The sequence below is a fragment of the Dietzia maris genome, assembly GCF_014144855.1.
Taxonomy (GTDB): domain Bacteria; phylum Actinomycetota; class Actinomycetes; order Mycobacteriales; family Mycobacteriaceae; genus Dietzia; species Dietzia kunjamensis.
The window spans coordinates 1-16,643 of sequence record NZ_JAALDN010000035.1 but is presented as its reverse complement, the minus strand read 5'-3'; the positions used below and the strand labels follow the sequence as shown (position 1 = coordinate 16,643).

The window sequence follows — 16,643 nt, the reverse complement described above, 5'->3', positions numbered from 1 at the left end:
ACAAGGGTTCCCTCGTGGGCATCCGCTCCGACGACCTCACCGCCCAGATGGTCAAGGCCGCGCTGGACAAGATCCCCGCGCTCGACCCCACCGAGATCGACGATCTCATGCTGGGCTGCGGCCTGCCGGGCGGCGAGCAGGGCTTCAACATGGGCCGTGTCGTCTCCGTACTCGCCGGCCTGGACACCGTCCCGGGCACCACCGTGAACCGCTACTGCTCCTCCTCGCTGCAGACCACCCGTATGGCGCTGCACGCGATCAAGGCCGGCGAGGGTGACGTGTTCATCTCCGCCGGTGTGGAGACCGTCTCCAACTTCTCCAAGGGCACCGCCGACCACTGGCCGGACACACACAACCCGATCTTCGCCGACGCCGAGGCCCGCACCGCCACGCGCGCAGAGGGCGGCGCCGAGACCTGGACCGACCCGCGGGTGAACGGCCAGCTCCCCGACGTCTACATCCCCATGGGCCAGACCGCCGAGAACGTCGCCCAGATGACCGGCATCACCCGCGAGGACCAGGACCACTGGGGCGTGCGCTCGCACTCCCGCGCCCTCGACGCGATCGAGCGTGGCCACTTCGCCAACGAGATCGCCCCGGTCACCATGCCCGACGGCACCGTCGTCTCCACCGACGACGGCCCGCGCGCCGGCACGACCTACGAGAAGGTCTCGCAGCTCAACCCGGTCTTCCGCCCCGATGGCACCATCACCGCCGGCAACTGCTGCCCGCTCAACGACGGTGCCGCCGCCCTGGTGATCATGTCCGACACCAAGGCCAAGGAGCTGGGCCTGACCCCGCTCGCGCGCGTCGTCTCCACCGGCGTGTCCGGCCTGTCGCCCGAGATCATGGGCCTGGGGCCGATCGAGGCCGTCAAGAACGCCCTGCGGATCGCCGGCAAGTCGATCTCCGACATCGACCTGTTCGAGATCAACGAGGCGTTCGCCGTGCAGGTGCTCGGCTCGGCCCGCGAGCTCGGCATCGAGGAGGACAAGCTCAACATCAACGGCGGTGCCATCGCGCTCGGCCACCCCTTCGGTATGACGGGCGCCCGCATCACCGCGTCGCTGCTCAACAACCTGCAGGCCGAGGACAAGCAGTTCGGCGTCGAGACCATGTGCGTCGGCGGCGGCCAGGGCATGGCGATGGTGCTCGAGCGCCTCAGCTGATCCCACCCGGCGCGGCCTGAGCCCGCGCCACCCCGCGGCACTGCGAGCGCCCCGGGCACGCTTCTCTCGAGGAAGTGTGCCCGGGGCGCTCTCGTCGTTGGTCCTGCAGCCGGCTACCCCGGCGGCGCCCGCGGGGTGTACGAGGCGGGCCGGGCACGCCGGCCGCCGCCGGAACCCCATCGCCGCCACACCCGAAATGCCGACGACCCCGGCTCCCCTCGCGGGGGCCGGGGCCGTGGGATTCGCCGGAACCTGACCTGATCAGTCAGGCAGCGCTACAGCTCGCGCCGGTCAGTCGCGAAAGTAGCTCATGAGGCGGAGGATCTCGACGTACAGCCACACCAGGGTGACCGTGAGGCCGAGCGCGACGCCCCACGCCATCTTGGACGGGGCACCGGCGCGCACGAGGCGGTCGGCGTTGTCGAAGTCCATCAGGAAGCTGAACGCGGCCAGGCCGATGCACAGGAGGCAGAAACCGATCGCGATCGGGCCACCGTCGTACAGCGGGTTGGTGCCGGTGAACAGGCTCAGCACGATGCTGCCCAGGGCCGCGAACAGCACGCCGACGATCGCGGCGGACATGAAGCGGGTGAACTTGGGCGTCACGCGCACGGCGCCGGTCTTGTAGACGAACAGCATGCCCACGAAGACGCCGATGGTGCCGAGGATCGCGGCACCCACCGCGCCGAGGACGCCGCCGGTCCCCTGCAGGTCGATGGTGAACAGGTACGTCGCCGCGCCGACGAACAGCCCCTCGAGGGCGCCGTAGGTCAGGGTGACGGGCGCGGAGTCCATCTTGCGCGCGAAGGTGGCGATCAGAACGGTGATCAGGCCGCCGATGCCGCCGACCAGGATGAACGGGAACAGCAGCCCCGGGTTCATCGTGATCAGGTAGAAGGAGATCGTGCCGACGATGGCGAGCAGGCCGAGCGTCGTGCCGGTCTTCGCGACGACGTCATCGATCGTCATGGGCCGCGTGTCGGCGGCGAACTGCGGGTGCGCCTGCGGGACACCGTAACCGGCCTGGGCACCGAAGCCCTGCTGGCCGTACTGGCCCTGCTGGAAGGCGCCACGGCCGGCACCACCGAGGTGGGTGGCGCCGCGGGCACTGTCCGTGGACAGTGAACTGAAGACCGGGTTGCTGCTGGTGCGCATCGAGGTCCCTTCGGAATTGTCGGGGAAGGTCGTTGGTCGAGAGTCCCCGCCGGGTCACCGACGAATCACTCGTACATGTGCAACGCGCGGGCTCACCTGTGTGTTCCCGGCGCCGATACACATCTTGCCCGATCGGTGCGACAGGTCGGGGAACCACTCGCGGCAATGACGCAAGCTCGGCTGCCACCCCGTGACGGATCCCGAGACCTTCTACGTGGACGGCTACGAGGGCCCGCTTCTACCCGGCGAACTGGAGCGCGCGCGGGAATGGGGCGACGGCTTGACCCGCGGCGACTGGTGAGCCGGGCTGGACGCCGGCGGGGGTGAGCCCGACGAGAACGACGACGACGAGGTCGACCACCCCGCCCACGCCACAGGTGCAGGGCGTGCCGAACCGGCAGGGTTGACCGATACTCCTAGGGGTATGTAATCTCGGGGCATCAGCCAGTCGGATCATCGGCCGGCGGTCGGCGCGATCCACGCCGACGACAACCCCACCCCCTGAGGAGTCTCATCATGTGCCGTCCCGCCACCTGCAAGAAGTGCGGCAAGACCACCTGGGCCGGATGCGGAATGCACGTCGACCAGGTGATGACCGGTGTGCCCAAGGCCGACCGCTGCCCGGGCCACGAGTCGGACGTCCCCGCGGTCAAGGACGGCTTCTTCGCGAAGATGTTCAGCAGGTAATCCCAGCCGCCCACCCGACTCACCTGTCGGATTGCGACTCACCTAGGGGGACCCCGTAGATCAGGCGCAATCCGACAGGTGAGTTTCGCATTGCCAGGGTGCAGGTATCCCGATCCGTCGCCGTCGACCTCCCGCGCCTGATACACATCGACGTGACGGGAGGCCTGGCATGGAGCAATCGGTGGACATCGTGGTAGTGGGCGCCGGAATCGCGGGGCTGGTCGCGGCCCGGGAACTCACCCGGGCCGGTCTCGAGGTTCTCGTGCTCGAGGCCCGGGACCGCGTGGGCGGGCGCCTGCTCAACGCCGACCTGCCCGACGGGAGCCCCATCGACGTCGGCGGCCAATGGGTGGGCCCCACCCAGCACCGGATCCACGAACTGATCCGGGAGCTGGGCCTGGAGACCTTTCCGACGCACACCGCCGGCCGGCACATCGCCGAGCTCGGCGGGACCCGGTCCGAGTACACCGGCGCGATCCCCCACATCGATCCCCGTACGCTGGCCGACATCGTCCGGGCCCGGTCGCGGCTCGATCGCATGGCCGCCGCCATCCCGCCGGACGAGCCGTGGCGCGCGGCCGATGCCGAGCGACTAGACAGTCAGACGTTCGAGACCTGGCTCCGGCGCGCTGCTCGGACCCGCCGCGGTCGGGCCTACTTCCGTTCGGTCACCGAGGCCGTGTTCGCGGCCGGCCCCGAAGACCTCTCCGCGCTGTGGGCGGGGTTCTACATCGGCGCCGCCGGTGGGCTCGACGCCCTGATCGACACCGCCGGCGGTGCCCAGCAGGACCGGGTCGTGGGCGGGGCGCAGGCCATCGCACTGGCGGTCGCTCGCGAACTCGGCGAGCGGGTGGTCCTGGACAGCCCGGTCATCGGGATCGAGTGGAGCGACGCGGGAGCCCACGTACGCAGCCACCGCGGCGTGGTCAGCGCCCGCCACGTGGTGATCGCGGTCCCCCCGCCGCTGGCCTCGAGGATCAGCTACTCCCCCGGCGTGCCCGGCGATCGGGATCAGTTGGTCCAGCGCATGCCGATGGGCCGGGTCATCAAGATCAATGTGGTCTACCCGGAGCCGTTCTGGCGCACCGACGGCTGGAGCGGCCAGGCCAACAGCACGTCGCGACCGCTGGGCACCGTCTTCGACAACACCCCTCACGAGGGCGGGCCCGGGGTCCTGGTCGGATTCCTCGAGGGCCGCCACGCGGATGCCGGCGCGCGGATGACTGCCGAGGACCGCCACGCACTGGTGCTCGAGGACCTGGCCGGCTACTACGGACCTCGCGCCCGAGACCCTCTCGCCGTCATCGACCACGACTGGGCCGGGGAGGAGTACAGCCGCGGCTGCTACGGAGCGTTCGCCACGCCCGGTACCCTGACCCGCTTCGGCGAGAACCTCCGCCGCCCCGTCGGTCCACTGCACTGGGCCGGGACGGAGACCGCCACCGAGTGGGCCGGATACATGGACGGTGCGGTCGAGTCGGGGCAGCGGGTGGCTGCCGAGATCGCTCGCCCCGACCGGCAAGGACCCGTGCGTGCGGAGCCCTAGGAGACTGCTGAACAAAGTGCGTGTCCGGCCCGCGGAGTTGGGGTGGCCCTGAAATGATGTGGGTCATGCAGGGTGAGTCGGATCGGCAGCGTGAGTTGCTGGATGTGGAGTCGGTGGCGGGGCATCTGCTCGAGGAGGGCAGCGTGTTCGCGTTGCTCGCCGAGCACCGTGACCGGCTGTTCCCGGACGAGTTGTTCGCCGACCTGTTTCCCTCGGGCCGGGGCCGACCGTCGATCCCGGGTGAGGTGATCGCCTCGGTCATCGTGCTCCAGGCACTGTTCGGGCACTCCGACCGGGAGGCAGTCGACGCGCTGACGTTCGACCTGCGGTGGAAGGCCGCCTGCGGGTATCCGGTCGATGCGAAGGGTTTCAACTCGTCGACGTTGACCTATTGGCGACGCCGCCTGGCGGCCAGTGACCGACCGCAGCGGATCTTCGAGGTGGTGCGTCAGGTCATCGCCGAGACCGGTGCGGTCAAGGCCAAGACCCGCCGGGCGCTGGATTCGACGGTCCGGGATGATGCGGTGGCCCGCCAAGACACGATCACCCAGCTGATCGCCCAGATCCGCCGGGTCGGCCGCGAGGTGCCCGGGGCCAAGGAGCTGATCGCCTCCGAGTGCACCCGGCTGGCGGCGACGTGCGGGCACGACTACTCCGAGGCCGGTAAGCCGCGCATTGCCTGGGATGACCAGGGCGCCCGTGATGAGTTGGTCTCCGCGCTGGTGGCCGATGCTCTGGCATTGCTTGGGGCTCTGGATGTTGAGGCGATCACCGCCGCCGGCGGCAAGCCGGCCGAAGCGGTCGCCCTGTTGGCGCTGGTGGCCGGGCAGGACGTCGAGCCGGCTGAGGATTCAGACGGCACCGACGGGCGGTGGCGCATCGCCCGCCGCACCGCGCCGGATCGGGTGATCTCCACCGTGGACCCCGATGCCCGCCACGCCCACAAGACCCGCCAGCGCCGCCAGGACGGGTTCAAGGCCCACATCGTGGTCGAGCCCGACACCGGCCTGACCACCATGTGCTCCCTGACCAAGCCCAACGGTCCGACCAACTCCGATGCCGCTGTCGGTGCGGCACTAGTCACTGCCGATCCCACCATCGGCGTCGGCGAGCCGGTCGAGGTGCTCGGCGATTCCGCCTATGCCAGCGGCGACATGCTGCACACCCTGGCGGGCAAGCAGTGGCTGCCCCTGGTCAAGCCGTGGCCGCTGCGGCCCGCGGTCGAGGGCGGGTTCACCCTGGATGACTTCACCTTCGACGCCGTGGCGGGCACCCTGACCTGCCCCGCCAAATTCACCCGTGGCCTGTCTGCCAAGGGCAATGCCACCTTCGGGGCGGCGTGTCGTGGCTGCCCGCTGCGTCAGCGGTGCACCACCTCGACCGCGGGGCGCAAAGTCGTGCTCGGCGAGCACCACCTGCTGCAACGCCAGCACCGCCAGCGCGCCGGCGATGAGGACTTCCAGACCGTCTACCGCCAGCACCGACCGATGGTGGAACGCTCGATCGCCTGGCTGACCCGAGGTGCCCGCCGCGTGCCGTACCGCGGGGTCGAGAAGAACAACAACTGGCTCCACCACCGCGTTGCCGCCCTGAACCTGCGCCGACTCCTCGCGATGGGACTGACGAGCCAGAACGGAACCTGGGCCCTGGCCTGACCAGCGGGCCGGGGCCAGGCATTCCCGCCCCAGCACAGGCTCGAACAACCCGCGGTGGGCGCCACGAACCTCTCGCCCCTCTCGCCGAACCCAGAGATCTCCAACCCCGCACTTCGCGCGAGGGCCAACCGGCCCTCACGCACACCGGCCGTGCCAGGATCGCAGCTTGTTCAGCAGTCTCCTAGCTGGGGATACCGAACCGGGAGGCCAGGTACGGGATCAGGCCCATGCACTCCGGTGTGAGAGCGAGGCACGCGGGCTCATCCGGCCCGGGGCCGAACAGAAAACGCAGCGGATTCTCGATCGAGCCGGCGGGAAACATCTCATCGGTCCTCTCGTCGTGGGCGGGCGGGTCCTGACAGATAGTCGGCTGCAATGGCAACCCTGCTACCACCTTGCCAGCGTCGTCAACGGCCCTTCCACCGTCACGGGATCAGCACAGCTGTCCGGGATCGTGGCCAGCGAACACCACGCAGACGGCAGCACCGGACGGTATCCGTCGGACACTCCCCCGCCCGCGATGATCTCGCGGTAGGCGTCGACGCCCGACGTGGGTTGGCGTGTCAGCGTCGGGTCGGTGAGCACGTCCACCCGATACAGCCCGAACCGCGCCGAGTAGTCGCCCCATTCGTAGTTGTCGACCAGTGACCAGTGGTTGTAGCCGATCACCGGGTAGCCGTCCGCCGCGGCCCGCTGCAGCCAGAAGACCGTGTCGCGCAGGAAGTCGCCCCGCTCGATCCCGTCGGCGCGCCCACCGTTGAGAGTCGACATCCCGTTCTCCACGATGTAGATCGGTTTTCCCGGGTAGGCGTGGGCGTAGTGCGTGATCGCCTCGTAAATCCCCTCCGGCTGTGGCCGCACGGCCGCGAAGTCGTCCCACGCCGCGTTGATGGCGGTGAGGTTATTCAGCGCGACACCGTAGTAGTAGTCGATGCCCACGTAGTCCACGACGTCGGCCACCCGGTCCCCGATCAGCGTGTCGGTGAACTCGGTGGCCAGCGGCAGGTAGGCCTCGTTCATGGTGACCATCGCGTCTGGGTCCGCCCGGTGGGCGGCCGCGTAGCCGAGCCGGTGGGCGGCCTCGATGGTGTCGAGGAAGCGGGAGAAGTCGGTGAAGGCGACCCGGCCAATGGTCATCTCGTGCTTAAAGAAGACAAGAGGTTCATTGAAGCTCACCCAGAGGGTGCCGTCGCCGGCCCACCGGTCGGTGATGAGGTCGGCGAAGCGGCCGAACGACTCCACTGCGTTGTCCGCGAGCATCCCGCCCCGGTCGGCCAGCCACCCGGGGTAGACGAAGTGCACCATCGTGATCATGGGGGTCATGCCATGTCGGCGGACCGTGTCGATGATCCGGTCGTAGTGTCTGAGGGCCTCGTCGTCGTACTCCCCCGGCGCGGGCTCGATCCGCGCCCACTCCACGCTCAGCCGGAAGGTGTTCACGCCCATCGCCGCGGCGTTGGCAATGTCCTCCTCATAGCGGTTCCAGAAGTCCACCGCCTCACCCACCGGGTCGGCCTGACCCGTCGGCGCGGTCGCGTCGACATACCGCTTCCAGTTGGAGTCCGGGTTCGAGCCCTCCACCTGGAAGCCCGACGTGGCGACGCCCCAGTGGAAGCCGGAGCCCGGTGCGGCCGGGCGCCCACCAGGCTGGGCCGCTGCGCTCGGCTGCAACTGCGGGGCCACCGCCACGGCGAGGACGAGCGCCAGCAGCAGTAGAAGCGCCCTCCGGATGATCGTCGGATGTCCTGCCCCTCGCGCGCGTCCGCTCATGGGTGAACCCTCGGAAGCACCCTCGCGGACGGCAGCGGAATGACCCAAGTGCGCGAACCGCGAGCGCTCCCGACGGTGGCATTCCCCACACTTCTGGCCACCTGGCCAAGAGAGGTTGGCCAGGTGGCCAACCTCGTGTCAGGATGATCCTCGCCGGGTGCGGATCGCCCCGGCATCGCTGCGTGCACACCGCCCGCAGTCCGACCGCCCTGGAGAGGCACCCGTGTCCCCCGCACGCCGCTGGACGGCCCTGCTCGTCCTCGTCCTTCCCGTTCTGCTGATCTCGATCGACATGTCCGTGCTCGGCATCGCCGTGCCCGCGCTGTCCGCCGACCTGCAGCCGACGTCGAATCAACTGCTCTGGGTCATCGACCTCTACTCGTTCCTGCTCGCGGGCCTGCTGATCTTCACGGGCTCGCTCGGAGACCGGATCGGCCGCAAGCGGATCCTCATGATCGGTGCGCCCCTGTTCGGCGTCGCCTCCCTCGTGGCCGCGTTCTCCACCAGTCCGGAGATGCTGATCGTCGGCCGTGCGCTGCTCGGCATCGGCGGCGCGACCCTCATGCCCTCCACCCTCGGCCTGATCCGCGCGATCTTCCCGGACCGCACCGAGCGACGCACCGCCATCGCCGTATGGGCCACCGCGTTCTCCGGCGGCGCCGCACTGGGCCCCGTGGTCGGCGGGCTGCTGCTGGAGAACTTCTGGTGGGGCTCGGTCTTCCTCCTGAACGTCCCGGTCATCGCGCTGTTCCTCCTCACCGCCCCGTTCCTGCTCCCCGAGGCGAAGGACCCCAACCCGGGCCCGTTCGACCCGACCTCCGTCATCCTCTCGATTGCCGGCATGATCTCGCTGGTCTACGCCCTCAAGACCGGCGTGAAGGGAATCGACGGGGCGGTGCTCGTCGCCTTCGTTCTCGGTGCTGCCGCGCTGGTCTGGTTCGTGACCCGTCAGCGCCGCCGCGAGAACCCCATGATCGACGTGTCCCTGTTCGGGAACTTCGCGTTCACGTCGGCGGTGTCGATCAACGTGATCTCGGTGTTCGCGTTCATGGGACTGATGTTCTTCCTCCCGCAATACCTCATGCTCGTGCGCGGCATGGGCTCGGCCGAGGCCGGTCTGTGGATGCTGCCGCTCGCGGTGGCCGCCGTCGTCGGAACCCTTCTGGCCCCGGTCCTGGCGCGGACGGTCTCGGTGCGCACCGTGATCATGACGGGTCTGTCCCTCGTGATCGTCGGGTTCGTCATCGGCACCCGGTTGGACACCGCCGAGACGATGCTCCTCTTCACGCTCCTGTCGGCCCTGTTCGGCATCGGCGTGGGCCTGGCCGAGACCCTCACGAACGACGTCATCCTCACTGCCGCCCCGAGTGACCGCGCCGGCGCCGCCGCGGCGATCTCCGAGACCGGCTACGAGTTCGGCGGCGCGATGGGCACCGCCGTACTCGGCACCGCGGGGATGGCCGTGTACTCGAGCCGCGTGGTCGAGACCGCTACCCTGCCCGGCATGGATGCCGACTCCGCGATCGCCGCCTCCCAGACCCTGGCGGGTGCCCACGAGGTCGCGGAGACGCTGCCCGGCGGCGGCGCTCGTCTGCTGGAGATCGCCGATTCCGCCTTCCTGGCGGGCATGGATCTCGTGGCCGCGATCGGTATCGGGACGGCGGCGATCACTCTGATACTGGCCTGGCGTGGCCTGCGCTCGGAGTCGCGAGCGGCCGGAGCGGTCGGGGTGGCGCACGACGCCGCAGCAGCCACGTCCGCGCGAGGGCCGGAGGCGAACCTTCCATACGTGCCACCAGCCGCGCGGGCGGACTCCGCCGCGTCGGAGGTGAACCGTGGCTGACTCTCGCCGAGCACAGGTCCCGATCGAACAGCGCCGCCGGGAACTCACCGAGACCGCGGTGACGGTAATGGCGCGGGACGGGGCGTGGGCGCTCACGACGCGGGCCCTGGCGAAGGAGGCCGGGGTGCCCCACGGGTCCGTCCACTACGCGTTCTCATCGAAGGACGAGCTGATGCGTTCGGTGCTGCGTCTGGACCTGACGCACCTGTCGGACCTGGTGCAGACGCAGCAGGACCGGCCGGTACACGGACCCGACGACGTGACCGCCGCCGTGGCCGAGCTCTTCGCGGCCTACGCGGATTCCGTCCTCGCCGATCCGAAGACGGAGATCGCCTACTTCGAGTTGTCTCTGATGGCGGCCCGCGACGAGCAGCTGCGGGCTCTCGCAGCGCAGTCCCGCCAGGAGTACCGTCGGATCATCGTGACCCTGCTCAGCAGCCTGGCCGAGCGTGCGGGCCTGCGGTGGGACGCCGACGTATTGCTGGTGGCCGAGCAGGCGATGACGCTGATGTTCGGGGCGGCGCTGGGTTGGTTCGAACTGCGCGACGACGCCCTGTTCCGGGCGGTGCTCGACGATGCCGCCGGGATGGTCGGTCGCCGACTCGTCTGAGTCCGCCCGCGCCGCGGCCCTACGCCCTCCGCGCCCCGGCCCACCCCGGCCCGCGCACCAGGTACCCCGCGCGGTCGCGCCAGGTCTGCGCGCGGAAGATGTCGCGCCCGATCGCGACCCATTCATGCGTGGCGATCCGTAGCGGGTTGAACGTGTCGATGTTGGTGGTCAGCCCGTAGACCACGTCCTCGCGCTCGGGTTCGTAGGTACCGAACAGCCGGTCCCAGATGATGAGGATGCTGCCGTGGTTGCGGTCGAGGTACCGCCGGTTGCTGCCGTGGTGCACGCGGTGGTGCGAGGGCGAGTTGAGCACTTTCTCCAGCGGCCCGATCGACCGCACCGCCTCGGTGTGGACCCAGAACTGGTAGATGAGGTTGATCGCGCGGGCGTCCATGACGATCGCCGGCCGCACCCCGAGCAGCGAGAGCAACCCGTACGGCACGTAGATCGTCAGCGCCTCGGCGACGGGCTGGCGCAGCGCCGTCGACAGGTTGTAGCGCTCGCTCGAGTGATGCACGACGTGCATGGCCCAGAGCCAGCGCGATTCGTGGGCGAGGCGGTGGTTGCAGTAGTAGATGAGGTCCCAACCGAGGATCCCTACCGCGTACGCCAGCGGCCCGGACCCCAGGTCGAGCGGGGACGTCCGGAAGAGCCGTGAGCTCGCGGTCTGGGCGGTCCACAGCGTGGAGACCATCACCACGGTCGAGGCCACGGCGGTGACCGCAGAACCGCCAGTGATCCGACGGAGGGCGGGAGGGACCGCCGCGCCGGTGGCACCGTCTGCGTCGGGACCGGGGCCGGATGACGACGACGACAACGACCCCGCCTCGGCCAGACCCGACCCGCGATGGCGGCGTAGGACGTCTCCGGCGGTGGCCACGGCCGCCGCCCCGAGGGACAGGCCCATCACGCCTTTCGCGAATCGGCCTGTCCGCGGGGTGAGCGGCGAGAGCACCGTGGCGGAGATGTAGGGGGCGAGCAGACTTCCCACGCCCATCGAGAGGCTCGCCATGGTGTCGGCGAACTCGTAGTCCCCCGCCCGCTCCCCGACGGCCGGGCTGCGCTTCTGCCACGCGTATTCGGCCGCCATCGCCCCGACGAACGCCGGGATGGCCAGGACCGTCAGATCAACCTTCACGCCATCCAGGGTATGGCGTGGGTCACTCCGGCGGGCGATCGACCGGCTACGCCCGGGCTGCCGGCTACACCCGAACTGCCGGTTACGCCGAGGCGGTCTCCTGCGCCGTGGCGTTCTCGGACCCCTCGGCCTTCGGCGCCGAGGCCGGCCCCTCGGTCTGCGCGCTGTTGCGGACGAACCACACGCCGACGACGGTGATGAGCGAGATGCACGCGCCCAGTAGCAGTGCGTTGTGGACGCCGGTCATCTGCGCGGCGACGTCGCCCAGGCCGGACTCGGCGCCGGAGACGATGCCCAGCGTCATGACGGTGATGAACAGCGCCGTTCCCGCGGCGGCGGCGACCTGCTGCAGGGTGTTGAGCAGCGCCGAGCCGTGCGAGTACAGGTGCGGCGGCAGGGAGCCGAGCGCGGAGGTCATGAGCGGCGAGAAGAGGAACGCCAGGCCCACGCTGAGCACGATGTGCCAGACGACGACCGTGACCAGCGAACTGTCGGCGGAGAAGAACGTGTACATCCCCCACAGGCCGGCGGACGCGAGGATGGAGCCGGGGATGATGAGCGGCCGGGGGCCGATCCGGTCGAACGCGCGGCCGACGAACCAGCCGAGCACGCCCATGATCAGGCCGCCGGGCAGCAGTGCCAGCCCGGAGTTCAGGGTGCTGGTGCCCACGACCTGCTGCATGTAGAGCGGCAGCAGGATGAGGGTGCCGAACAGCGACATCATCGAGATGAGCATGAGGGCCAGGCTCACGGTGAAGGTCGGGAACGCGAACGCCCGCACGTCGAGCAGCGCGTAGTCCTTGAGCGAGAGCTGACGCCAGACGAACACGGCCAGGGCGACCACGCCGATCGCCACGGGGATCCACGGCGAGATGAGGGCGTTGTCGCTGGCGGCCTCGCCGATCGAGCTGAGACCGAAGATGAGGCCGGCGAAGCCGATCGCCGAGAGGACGCCGGAGAGGATGTCGAGCGGGATGCGCCGGGGCTCGGTGACGTTGCGGATCAGCACCGCTCCGGCCACGAGTGCCAGCACACCGATGGGCAGCACGGACCAGAACATCCAGCGCCAGCTGAGCACGTCGAGCACCAGGCCACCCACGGTGGGGCCGATGGCCGGGGCGACGGCGATCACGATGGAGATGACGCCCATGGTGCGGCCGCGACGGTCGGCGGGCACCACGTTGAGCACGGTGGTCATGAGCAGCGGGATCATGATGGCGGTGCCGACCGCCTGGACGACCCGGCCGGCGACGAGCATGGGGAACACCATGGCCAACGACGCCAGCAGGGTGCCGGCGGTGAACGTGCTCATCGCGATGACGAACACGGACCGCAGCGGCAGGCGCACGAGCAGCCATCCGGTGAACGGGATGACCACGGCCATCGTGAGCATGAACGCGGTGGTCAGCCACTGCGCGGTGGCGGCGGTGACCGCGAACTCACCCATGAGCTCGGGCAGCGCCACGGACATGATGGTCTCGTTGAGGATCACCACGAACGCGGCGCCGACGAGCAGGGCGATGAGCCGCACGGTGGCGGCGGGCATCGGCGGGGAGGCCTGCGGGGCCCGGGCCGCCTGTGCGGAATGGGGGGTGGCGGAGACTTCAGACGTCACGGTCGTCCTCTGGGATTGCGGTGTGAGCAGAGAGCAGAATCCGGCGCCGGCGGAGCCGCGCACGGGAACCCTCTGAAGCTACCGGAACCACGCGCCCGACGCCCGTCAAGTGACCGGCGTTACCTCGGGGATGAGTCTAGGGACGAGCCGGACGAGGACGACCATGGCGACGAGCTCGACGAGGGTCTGGGTGACGACGACGAGGGCTGCCAGATCGAACGCCGCAGGCAGTGCCAGGACCAGCGGGAGGACGACCAGGGAATTTCGGGTCGCGCCACTGAACGCGATCGCCCGCTTGCCCGGCACATCGAGGCCCGCCAGCCGCCCGGCCGCGATGCCCACCGGCACCATGACCATGACGAACGCCACGTACACCGGGACCACCTGCACCAGCGCGCCGAGCCGCCCGCTGACCGCGCTGATCTGGGAGGCGACCACGAGCGCGAGCGTGGCGACCATGAGCGGGACCATCGCCGCGGCCGCGCCCTGCGCCACCGAACGACCGACTCGGCTGACGCGGCCGGCCCGGGCAGCCCCCTCGGGCTCACCGCGGCCGGCGACGAACTGCGTCAGCGCCGCAGCCGCGAGAGGCAGCGCGATGAGCAGCACGAACGCCTCGACGAATGGCTCAAGCTCCACCGCCGCAACCAATTCGGATCCGACGAACATCCACAGGTACAGCGGCAGTAGCGCCATCTGGGCGAGCATGAGCAGCGGGGTCGCGGCCAGGAGCCGGCGCACGTCGGCTCCGGCGAGGCCGGCAAACACGAGGACGTAGTCGATACACGGGGTCAGCAGGACGAACAACACGCCCACCAGGAGCACCCGGTCGTGGGCGACGATCCGCGTCAGCAGCCAAACGATCGGCGGCACCAGCAGAAAGTTGACCGCGAGGATCGTGCCGAGGAAGCGCCAGTCGCGGAAGGACCGACCGATGCGCGCGAACGGGATGCCGAGGAACGTCGCGTACAACAGCAGCGCGAGCACGGGCTGGATCGCGAGCCCCGCCGTGCGGGCCACCGCGGGCGCGAGCACCCCGACGACCCCGCCCACGAGGAGGCCCGCCAGGTAGAGCGACACCTGGTGCCGCTCCATCCACTCCACGCTCGCGCGCATGCTCCTCCTCACGCCGGCCGCCGGGTCCCCGCCGGTCAGATCAGGTCTACCCTGGCCGCGTGGAGACGCGCACACTGCCCGTGTACGAGGCGGGCGCGGTGGTGATGCCGTTCGTCATCACGGGCATGGCCGAGCGCGTGGACCGCGACACCGTGTGGAAGCCGCACTCGCACCCCACGCACGAGCTGCTGTGGAATCGCGCCGGGGCGTCGACCGCGACCATCGGCGCGCGCACCTGGACAATCACCCCGTCGATCGGACTGTGGATCCCCGCCGGGGTCCTGCACTCGGCCACGGCCCCGGCGGGCACGTGGTACCGCACGGCCCACGTCGACACGCGGACCCGCTCTCCCCTGCCGGGAGAACCCGTGGCGGTGGAGGTGACCCCGCTGCTGACCCTGCTGCTCGAGCGCCTGGTCGACCACGCACTGCAACCGAACTCGCGGGAGCTCACCGAGCAGATGGTGTTCGACCTGCTCGAGCCCTCACCGCACGCCCTGCTCGTGCAGCGCCCGGACTCCGCGCTGCTGCGCCCGATCGTCGACGCGCTCGAGGTGAACCCCGGCGACACCCGCTCGCTCGGTGAGTGGGCGGCCCGGCTCGGGGTGAGCGAACGGACCGTGACCCGGACGTTCCGCGCCGAGACGGGGCTGAGCTTCGGTGCGTGGCAGGCGGCGCTGCGCGCGCAGCACGCCGCCGTGATGCTCGGCGGCGGGATGCCGGTCGACGAGGTCGCGGTGCGGGTCGGTTACAGCTCCGCCAGCGCGTTCGGCGCCGCGTTCCGCCGGACCACCGGCCTCACCCCGGGGCATTTCCGCCGGGCGGGCGACCCCGCCGGGGCCCACGCCGCCTCCGCCCTGTCCGAATCGCTATACCCAGCGTCCTGATCAAGCGATTGCGCCGCCCACCAGCCGGGTCGTAACGTCTTAGGCCAGCCTCACCTAACGCCGATGGTGGTGTCGGGTGGGCCGCCCTGTCGACCTTTCTGAGAGTGAGAGAGCCGCCCTGATGCGTTCTCGCGGTATTGCCTCTGTCCTGATCGCCTCCACGGCCGCGCTGGTGTTGACCGCGTGCGGGTCGTCGTCCGAGGCCGATTCCCCCGGCGGTGCCGCCGCGTCCGGCGACTCCGGGGCGTTCCCCGTCGTCGTCGAACACGCCCTCGGCACCACGACCATCGAGCAGGCACCCGAACGGGTGGCCACCGTCGCGTGGGCCAACCACGAGGTGCCGCTCGCCCTCGGCGTCGTGCCCGTGGGCATGGCCGCCGCGAACTTCGGCGACGACGACGGCGACGGCCTGCTCCCGTGGGTCGAGGAGAAGCTCGAGGAGCTGGGCGCCGAGAGCCCGGTGCTGTTCGACGAGACCGACGGGATCGACTTCGAGGCCGTCGCCGACACCGACCCGGACGTCATCCTCGCCGCCTACTCGGGCCTGACGCAGGAGGACTACGACACGCTCAGCGAGATCGCGCCGGTCGTGGCCTACCCCGAGGAGGCGTGGGCCACCTCGTGGCGTGACGTCATCCGCTTCAACTCCCAGGGCCTGGGCCTCGAGGCCGAGGGTGACGAGCTCATCGGACGGATCGAGGGCGAGATCGCCGAGGCGACCGCCGAGTACCCGCAGCTGGACGGCACGGCGACCATGTTCATGACGCACGTCGACCCCACCGACCTGTCCACGGTGAACTTCTACACCGCCGCCGACACCCGCGCCGCGTTCTTCGAAGACCTGGGCCTGACCACCCCGAAGGCCGTGGCCGAGGCCTCGGCCGGCGGGAAGTTCTCGGGCAGCGTCAGCGCCGAGCAGCTCGACATGTTCGACGACGTCGAGCTCATCGTCACCTACGGCGACCAGTCGCTGGTCGACACGCTGCGCGCCGACCCGCTGCTGTCGCAGATGCCGGCCGTGAAGAACGACGCGATCGTGTTCCTCGACGGCAACGGCCCCATGGGCACCGCCGCCAACCCCACGCCCCTGGCCATCTCGTGGGTGCTCGACGACTACGTCGCGCAGCTCGCGGAGGCCGCCGGCAGGTGACCGCCGACCCGGCCACGGCCCCGGCCGCAGCCCCCGCGTCGGGCGTCGCGAGGTCAGCCGTCCAGGCTGTGCGACGCCCGGCGCGCGTGCGTCTGCTGTGGCTCATGGTGACGATCGCGGTCCTCGTCGTCGTCGTCATCGCCTCGGTGACCATCGGCTCCCGCACCGTCTCCCCCGACGAGATCGTCGCGGCGCTGGGCGGATCCACCGACGGACTGGGCGAGGCCGCGGTGACCAAACGCGTCTGGCGCACCGTCCTCGCCGTGCTCGTGGGCGCGGCCCTGGGCGTGGCCGGCGCGGTG

Annotated in this window: 14 protein-coding genes; 9 read left to right on the top strand and 5 right to left on the bottom strand. The window is 70.1% G+C overall.

The genetic code is table 11. The annotated features are described in order from the left end of the window. Window positions 1-1,169: acetyl-CoA C-acetyltransferase (locus G6024_RS01300; protein ID WP_159147680.1), on the top strand; the 1,169-nt coding region annotated here is incomplete at its 5' end. 291 nt (window positions 1,170-1,460) lie between these two features. Here G6024_RS01300 and G6024_RS01295 read toward each other — a convergent pair. Then, window positions 1,461-2,324, bottom strand: coding sequence for a Bax inhibitor-1/YccA family protein (locus tag G6024_RS01295; RefSeq protein ID WP_159147678.1), 864 nt, complete (start codon window positions 2,322-2,324; stop codon window positions 1,461-1,463). A gap of 516 nt (window positions 2,325-2,840) precedes the next feature. Between G6024_RS01295 and G6024_RS01290 the strand changes: the two genes are divergently transcribed. The 3 genes from G6024_RS01290 (at window position 2,841) to G6024_RS01280 (ending at window position 6,212) form a co-directional block, all read left to right on the top strand. Next, a complete protein-coding gene (locus G6024_RS01290) occupies window positions 2,841-3,011 on the top strand; it encodes a DUF8730 family Cys-rich protein (protein WP_172812135.1) in 171 nt (56 codons plus the stop codon). Between the two features lie 169 nt (window positions 3,012-3,180). Next, window positions 3,181-4,557: a flavin monoamine oxidase family protein gene (locus tag G6024_RS01285; RefSeq protein ID WP_159147676.1), complete on the top strand. Its 1,377-nt coding sequence runs from the start codon at window positions 3,181-3,183 to the stop codon at window positions 4,555-4,557. Window positions 4,558-4,622: 65 nt separating this feature from the next. Continuing rightward, window positions 4,623-6,212: an IS1182 family transposase gene (locus G6024_RS01280; RefSeq protein WP_159147675.1), complete on the top strand. Its 1,590-nt coding sequence runs from the start codon at window positions 4,623-4,625 to the stop codon at window positions 6,210-6,212. A 387-nt stretch (window positions 6,213-6,599) separates the two neighbouring features. Here the strand turns inward: G6024_RS01280 and G6024_RS01275 are convergent, their stop codons facing one another. Continuing rightward, window positions 6,600-7,982, bottom strand: a complete 1,383-nt coding sequence (locus G6024_RS01275; protein WP_159147674.1) for a family 1 glycosylhydrolase — start codon at window positions 7,980-7,982, stop codon at window positions 6,600-6,602. Between the two features lie 223 nt (window positions 7,983-8,205). On the opposite strand from G6024_RS01275, the gene G6024_RS01270 reads away from it, so the two are divergent. Then, the gene (locus G6024_RS01270; protein ID WP_159147673.1) at window positions 8,206-9,825 is read left to right on the top strand and encodes an MFS transporter; all 1,620 of its coding nucleotides are present in this window, start codon (window positions 8,206-8,208) and stop codon (window positions 9,823-9,825) included. Beyond that, window positions 9,818-10,435, top strand: a complete 618-nt coding sequence (locus tag G6024_RS01265; RefSeq protein WP_067712916.1) for a TetR/AcrR family transcriptional regulator — start codon at window positions 9,818-9,820, stop codon at window positions 10,433-10,435. The genes G6024_RS01270 and G6024_RS01265 overlap by 8 nt, the downstream gene beginning before the upstream one ends. 19 nt (window positions 10,436-10,454) lie before the next feature. Here G6024_RS01265 and G6024_RS01260 read toward each other — a convergent pair whose 3' ends face one another. The 3 genes from G6024_RS01260 to G6024_RS01250 form a co-directional block, all read right to left on the bottom strand. After that, window positions 10,455-11,573 (bottom strand): sterol desaturase family protein, encoded by a 1,119-nt coding sequence (locus tag G6024_RS01260; protein WP_159147671.1) that lies wholly within the window; start codon window positions 11,571-11,573, stop codon window positions 10,455-10,457. An 82-nt stretch (window positions 11,574-11,655) separates the two neighbouring features. Further along, window positions 11,656-13,119 carry an MDR family MFS transporter gene (locus tag G6024_RS01255; RefSeq protein WP_206683375.1) on the bottom strand — a complete coding sequence of 488 codons (1,464 nt, stop codon included), beginning with the start codon at window positions 13,117-13,119 and terminating at the stop codon, window positions 11,656-11,658. 174 nt (window positions 13,120-13,293) lie between these two features. Then, window positions 13,294-14,304, bottom strand: coding sequence for an arsenic resistance protein (locus tag G6024_RS01250; RefSeq protein WP_067712909.1), 1,011 nt, complete (start codon window positions 14,302-14,304; stop codon window positions 13,294-13,296). A 59-nt stretch (window positions 14,305-14,363) separates the two neighbouring features. Between G6024_RS01250 and G6024_RS01245 the strand changes: the two genes are divergently transcribed. The 3 genes from G6024_RS01245 to G6024_RS01235 all read left to right on the top strand — a co-directional run. After that, window positions 14,364-15,191: an AraC family transcriptional regulator gene (locus tag G6024_RS01245; RefSeq protein WP_235027711.1), complete on the top strand. Its 828-nt coding sequence runs from the start codon at window positions 14,364-14,366 to the stop codon at window positions 15,189-15,191. Between the two features lie 121 nt (window positions 15,192-15,312). Then, entirely contained in the window at window positions 15,313-16,341 is a 1,029-nt protein-coding gene (locus G6024_RS01240) for an iron-siderophore ABC transporter substrate-binding protein (protein WP_159147670.1), read from the top strand. Then, a partial coding sequence (locus tag G6024_RS01235; RefSeq protein ID WP_235027710.1) for an iron chelate uptake ABC transporter family permease subunit occupies window positions 16,338-16,643 on the top strand: 306 nt, incomplete at its 3' end. The genes G6024_RS01240 and G6024_RS01235, both read left to right, overlap by 4 nt.